At 39.2% G+C, this 6000-nt stretch carries 8 protein-coding genes and 1 pseudogene; 4 read left to right on the plus strand and 5 right to left on the minus strand.

The genetic code is table 11. The features are described 5' to 3' along the window. Nucleotides 1–35: 35 nt before the first annotated feature. The 4 genes and pseudogenes from B9G53_RS05985 to B9G53_RS05995 form a co-directional block, all read right to left on the minus strand. Nucleotides 36–533: a hypothetical protein gene (locus tag B9G53_RS05985; RefSeq protein WP_094530185.1), complete on the minus strand. Its 498-nt coding sequence runs from the start codon at nucleotides 531–533 to the stop codon at nucleotides 36–38. 369 nt (nucleotides 534–902) lie between these two features. After that, nucleotides 903–1079 carry a hypothetical protein gene (locus tag B9G53_RS27220; RefSeq protein ID WP_176453113.1) on the minus strand — a complete coding sequence of 59 codons (177 nt, stop codon included), beginning with the start codon at nucleotides 1077–1079 and terminating at the stop codon, nucleotides 903–905. 462 nt (nucleotides 1080–1541) lie between these two features. After that, nucleotides 1542–2111, minus strand: a pseudogene (locus B9G53_RS05990) (hypothetical protein); the annotation flags it as partial. 108 nt (nucleotides 2112–2219) lie between these two features. Further along, nucleotides 2220–2552 (minus strand): DMT family protein, encoded by a 333-nt coding sequence (locus tag B9G53_RS05995; protein WP_094530189.1) that lies wholly within the window; start codon nucleotides 2550–2552, stop codon nucleotides 2220–2222. Between the two features lie 351 nt (nucleotides 2553–2903). Here B9G53_RS05995 and B9G53_RS06000 point away from each other — a divergent pair, with 351 nt between their 5' ends. Then, on the plus strand, nucleotides 2904–3920 hold the full coding sequence (locus B9G53_RS06000) for a GTP-binding protein (RefSeq protein WP_094530191.1): 1017 nt from the start codon (nucleotides 2904–2906) through the stop codon (nucleotides 3918–3920). Between the two features lie 28 nt (nucleotides 3921–3948). Next, nucleotides 3949–4293 carry a phosphoribosyl-AMP cyclohydrolase gene (hisI, locus tag B9G53_RS06005; RefSeq protein WP_094530193.1) on the plus strand — a complete coding sequence of 115 codons (345 nt, stop codon included), beginning with the start codon at nucleotides 3949–3951 and terminating at the stop codon, nucleotides 4291–4293. A 62-nt stretch (nucleotides 4294–4355) separates the two neighbouring features. On the opposite strand, the gene B9G53_RS06010 is transcribed toward hisI, so the two are convergent. Further along, nucleotides 4356–4535, minus strand: a complete 180-nt coding sequence (locus B9G53_RS06010) for a (2Fe-2S)-binding protein (RefSeq protein ID WP_094530195.1) — start codon at nucleotides 4533–4535, stop codon at nucleotides 4356–4358. A 382-nt stretch (nucleotides 4536–4917) separates the two neighbouring features. On the opposite strand from B9G53_RS06010, the gene bfr (B9G53_RS06020) reads away from it, so the two are divergent. Both bfr (B9G53_RS06020) and bfr (B9G53_RS06025) read left to right on the plus strand, forming a co-directional pair. Further along, entirely contained in the window at nucleotides 4918–5382 is a 465-nt protein-coding gene (gene bfr, locus B9G53_RS06020) for a bacterioferritin (protein ID WP_094530199.1), read from the plus strand. A 64-nt stretch (nucleotides 5383–5446) separates the two neighbouring features. After that, nucleotides 5447–5914, plus strand: coding sequence for a bacterioferritin (bfr, locus tag B9G53_RS06025; RefSeq protein ID WP_094530201.1), 468 nt, complete (start codon nucleotides 5447–5449; stop codon nucleotides 5912–5914). The last annotated feature ends 86 nt before the right edge of the window (nucleotides 5915–6000 follow it).

Here is a 6000-nt window from a genome sequence, read left to right on the forward strand (position 1 = left end):
GTTTATAATTCTCTTTAGCAGTCAAAATCTAGTTATTAATTATCCGTAACTGTCAAGGTGACAGTTGCTGCATAGTTACCAGGGTCTTGGAAAGCCGCAGTACTATACTTGATATAAAGAGCGTGAGCAGTAGTAGGGGCAGCCGCAGCCGAGGTGGTGAACACAGTCGCACCAGTTGCAACATAACTTGTTGGCGTTCCACTAGCTCCTGCAACGATACCAACGGTGAATGGTACAGGAGTCGCTACACCATTACTTAAAGTCAAAGTGCCGCTTGAAGCTACAGTTAGACCTGCACTGTTGTTTGTACCGAAAGCGAGATCAGCCGCCTTAACTTCTGTATCAATTTGAGAAGGTGCAAGATCGATCGCTGCGTTGGGATTGCTAGAAGAAATAGCAAGGGTGGAAGTAACAGTACCACCGAGAATGACATTAGTTGTATCAGCAGCAAAAGCTCCAGAAGCTGCTCCGAAAGATGTAGCGACAACAAGACCAGAAGCAACCAAAAGGCGGCGAAGTGTAGTAGATAGCATATATTTATCCTCTCTTTTTTTGTTCTAAATGGATAGTTTTTCCTATCCGTAAATCAATTTTGACTGAATAATTTTGAGAATTGATACAGAGTGTTAGATTTTCTCTTCCCCCTCTTTAGTATCTTTTCCCTCCCGTTTTCTATGTATCTAATCTATCGTCATTACCATTTGATGTATATCAGGGAATACCCTGATATTTGATTTCAAACTTATAGACATTAATTACAGTAAAAGCTAAAAGCTTAGCTAACCAACGCTTTTACGCAAAAAAAAGGGCGGGAGGGCATCCTCCCACGCTAGAGATTGCAACACAATGCCCTAAGCCCCTTAAGCAAGAGAGGTAATGGGGATGCCCCCAGACAATAACCTCTAAAAACTTTTGAGTAGATTGTTATTTACTATTTCATTTAATAAAGCTTGTTCCTGTAAATACATCATGTGTAGTTTTGCAAGGATAATTTGCATAGTTTCTACGTCAATATTCTTGATACCTTGACAGAATATTTCATGTTCTAACTTTTTTTCTGGTGGCAATCGTATATTCATAATTCTCTATCTCTCTGTAATATAGTTTTAAAAACTATCAATATCCTAATTTAAAAAAATGCTTCTGCTCCCATCTCAATCTTTCGATTAATCATTTTAGATATCCATGTTTATATATTAGCGAAATTTCTTTTTTATCAATATCAGGTATAACCCTGATATTGATAAAAATCTTTTTTTCCAAGAGCTAAAAAGCACCACTTTTCATGGTTAGGAATGATAATTTAATAAAATCCAAAAAAGCTAAAAGCGTTGATTAGCAGCGCTTTTACACAAAAAAAGGGCGGGAGGGCATCCTCCCACGATAGAGATTGCAACACAATGCCCTAAGCCCTTTAAGCAAGAGAGGTAATGGGGATGCCCCCAGACAATGAAAACTTTTAAGTAGATTGTTATTTACTAAACGCGATGTGCAACTAAGAATTAAGAATCAACCAAGTCTTCAAACTGCAAAGGATGAAGAGAAATGAGGACATGACCATGAAAGCCATAGTAATGCATGTCTTTAGCCGCACAGTAATTATAGTCCGCAATATCTTCAAAGCTACGACAACGGGATGCACGACAGAGATAACACAGAGGTATTGGTACTCCGTCAATCAGATGCACGTCATCATCTAAAGCACCTAACTGTTCAGCTAGTTTTTGTTGCAGCATTGCTTTGTACTGCCACAGATTAGCTGCCTGACGGACAAAGGTAGTACGACTTTTTAACACTGGAAACCAATCCCTCCAATGCTTACGAAAATATTTCCAGATCCCTACGTCAGTCTCTATACCCTGWTACTCAGTTACGATTTCCATCGTTAACACTTCACTGTCACTTAAGTAAATGAGCAAATTAATTACAAAATCAAACCCGTAAGTTTGCGCCCCTGCGGGGCGCAAACTTACGGGTTTGGGTAATTCTGCACAGGTACTTAAGACTGGTGCAAATCCTTTGCCTCTGACTCGTTGAGTTGCGGTTATTTCTTTGAGTAGTTCATCGATTTTGCAAAAGACGGCAATGATAAAATATTCCATAGAAAACATGATGCTCACCGCTAATGGCTAATGGCGTTAGTCCTATTTTCTAACACTCTCGACTGTGAGTTTTTTTGGCACTTTCTTAGTTGCACATCACGTCGTTTTAATAAATATTTACTTAAAAGCAACTGAAAACCATACAGCCACCATCATTAAACCAAAGGCAACCACATGATTCCATTTCATGCTTTCTCCTAAGACATTGATAGCAAAAGCAATAAAGGTAAGAATTGAGATCGCTTCTTGGATCAGTTTGAGCTGCGTAGCGGTAAATTCACCATAACCAAAACGATTTGCAGGTACTTGGAAGCAATATTCAAAAAAGGCAATGCCCCAGCTTGCCAAAATAACAAACAGTAGCGATTGATTTTGAAAAAATTTGAGGTGTCTATACCACGCAAAGGTCATGAACACATCAGAACAGATTAATAAAATTACTGTGAGCATATTGTGGTGTGTGTCACAGTTGTTGGAAAGTACAATAAGCGAAGGAGAGAAAATATGGCATTTGAATCATTGGATCTCGCAAGTTCCCAAAGTGGGTTTCGACTAGGCTGACTGTGTTCTAGCATTTTGGCTTCTTATTCTTAATATACTCAATTCTCTCCCTTCTCTCTATTTCTTTCTGGATTGTTAACAATCATGTGCTTTTTTTGTTAACAATCATGTGCGGTTACCCTGTCAAAAAATTTGTTGAGGTTGACATAGTGGTTAATGTGAGTATGATTATAAGAATGATAATCATTATCATTGCCTAAATAAAACCCCAGCACTATTCAATCCAAATTGGACAAGACTATGAAAACTCCTCAACTCGATATTCCTAAACGGGGAATGCCTGTAACGATTGTTACGGGGTTTCTGGGTAGTGGAAAAACGACACTCCTCAATCAAATTCTCAAAAATCGTCAGGATTTGAAAGTGGCGGTTTTGGTGAATGAATTTGGCGACATTAACATTGATGGGCAGTTACTTGTTGATATTGAAGATGGCATGGTGGAGCTAAGCAATGGTTGTATTTGCTGCACGATCAATGACAGCTTAGTTGATTCGGTGTATAACGTTTTGGAGAGAGAAGATCGCATTGACTATATGGTAATTGAGACTACTGGCGTTGCTGACCCTCTACCGATCGCCTTGACTTTTTTAGGAACAGAACTAAAGCACCTCACCCGCCTCGATTCTATTCTTACTGTGATTGATACGGAGACATTTACTGCTGAGCATTTTGGTAGTGAGGCGGCGCTTAGTCAGGTGCAGTATGGCGATATAGTCTTACTGAACAAGACCGATTTAGTGCCAGAAGCTCAAGTTAATGAATTAGAAGAATATCTTCGTAAGACAAAATCTAAAGCGAGAATCCTGCGATCGCAGCATGGTGAAGTTCCATTGCCCTTGATTTTAGATGTGGATCTTGCTCCAACTAGTGTCTATCAACAAGTAGAGAACGAGGATGAAGTATATGAGCATCATCATCACAAGCACGAACATCACGATCATGAACATCATCATCACCATTCCAACCATTTAGATAATGATGGATTTATTTCTGTTTCTTTCCAAAGCGATCGCCGTTTCGATTTAGACAAGTTCACCTATTTCCTTGATAAGGTAATGCCCGTTGATGTGTTTAGAGCGAAAGGCGTTCTCAGTTTTGCGGCTGAAGATCTGCGTTTTATTTTTCAATTGAGCGGAAAGCGCTACGAACTGAACTATGACCATCGTAAGAAGCCGATTGACAACCAATTAGTTCTCATTGGCAGAAATCTTGATGCACAGATGCTTCAACAACAATTACAGGAATGCTTGGTATAATTTGCTTTAATCATCTAATATCTAAAAAATGTCTGACAATTGGATTGACAATCTCAAATATGATGATCGAGGATTGATTCCTGCGATCGCGCAAGATCATCAAGATGGCACAATTTTGATGATGGCATGGATGAATCGTCATGCTTTGGAACTAACAGTGTCAACTGGTGAAGTGCATTATTGGAGCCGATCACGCCAAGAGCTATGGCATAAAGGAGCTACATCTGGGCATATCCAAAAACTTAAAAAGCTCTACTACGATTGCGATCGCGATGTGATTTTGGTCAAAATCGAGCAGGTTGGCGATATCGCCTGTCACACTGGTGAGAGAAGTTGTTTCTTTACAGAAATTCCAATCGCCTTTTGCGAGTGAGTGCGTACTTATTTACTATTGTTTACTATTGATAGCTGCTATTTTCTTACGCCAAAAGATTATTACGTTCTTGAAGGCTTACCCGCACATTGCTTCAAAACCCGATGGGCTTCTTCGGTGCAGCAGCCACAGTCCTTACCCAATAGCGTTAATTCCGATAGCATGGCGATCGAGCTAGCACCTTTGCTAACAGCTTTTTGAATATCTTTCTCAGTTACCGCATTACAAATACAAATGTACATCTTTGCTTTAATCCCTTTGAAAAAATATGTGGTAAGAACAATTGCACTTATTGAAAATAATTGTCATTATTTTCGCCTGTCTTAGATGAATTCGTCAAGTCAACAGCGATGTAAGTTTTGCTTAGGACATAAAACTCAAAAGATGAGTGGCGGCGCGAAGCGCCGTCACTCATCTTTTGAGTTTTGATTTATCCGAGCTACCTCTGGCGTTGCTCTACAACTACTTTCTTTTAGGTAATACCAAAGTACAAAATGGCGTAGCCATTTTGTACTTTGGTGTAAGTCATATAATCATCACAACTCTAGAAGTTTTGAACTTTGAATTACTGAGTCAAGTATGATAAACAAGATAACGTTACCGATTAAATTAGGATAAATCCCTATGCAAGGACATCTAGACGTAAAGCGTCAGTTAAACGATGCTCTTAAAGCTCAACTAACAGCCATTAATCAATATTTTCTTCATGCCCGAATGTGTAAAAACTGGGGTTTAAGCCAGCTTAATGATCGGGAATATCGCTATTCTATCAAGGCAATGAAGCAAGCCGACGATCTGATTGAAAGAGTGCTTTTTCTAGAGGGATTGCCCAATTTACAAAGCTTAGGTAGTCTTCGGATTGGTGAAAATATACCCGAATTACTAGACAGTGATCTTATTCTATGTAATGAAATTTTAAATGGGTTGAAATCGGCTGTAGCAACTTGTGAGACTCTACAAGATTACGTAAGTCGTGATTTGCTTGCCAAACTAATAGAAGATACTGAAGAGCAGATTGATTGGCTAGAGTCCCAAGTTTGGTTGATTGAAAACTCAGGCTTGCATAACTTCTTACAGTCGATGGTTTAGCTTTTAAAAATAGATTGCACAAGTAATCTATAAGATTCTTTTAAAAAATATAAGTGAGAAAATAATGAAAGGCAGTGAGAAGGTTTTACAGCAGTTGTCCAAGTTGTTGAGTGGTGAGTTAGCCGCACGAGATCAATACTTCACCCACTCACGCATGTACGCTGATTGGGGATTGAACAAATTGTATGAACGCATTGATCATGAAATGGCGGATGAAACCCAACATGCAACTTGGTTAATTGAGAGAATTCTGTTTTTGGAAGGTACACCTGATCTGTCACAGCAAGACGGGTTAAAGATTGGTAAAACTGTTCCCGAAATGCTAAAGAATGATTTGGACTTTGAATACAAGGTAATTGATGATCTCAAAGAGGCGATCGCGGTGTGTGAGGTTGAACAAGATTACCAGAGCCGTGACATTTTACTCAAAATACTTGTAGATACAGAACAGGATCATGCTTATTGGTTGGAAAAACAGCTAAAGCTGATCGATCAGATCGGTTTACCTAACTATTTGCAATCACAAGTTTAGTGATGTATGAGTAGCTAATCATCATGTCCCGCCCGCTTGCGGGCGGGACATGATGATTAGCCTCGGTTCGGGTTAATTTCAAAATT

This window comes from Pseudanabaena sp. SR411 (assembly GCF_002251945.1).
In the GTDB taxonomy this organism is placed as follows: Bacteria; Cyanobacteriota; Cyanobacteriia; order Pseudanabaenales; family Pseudanabaenaceae; genus Pseudanabaena.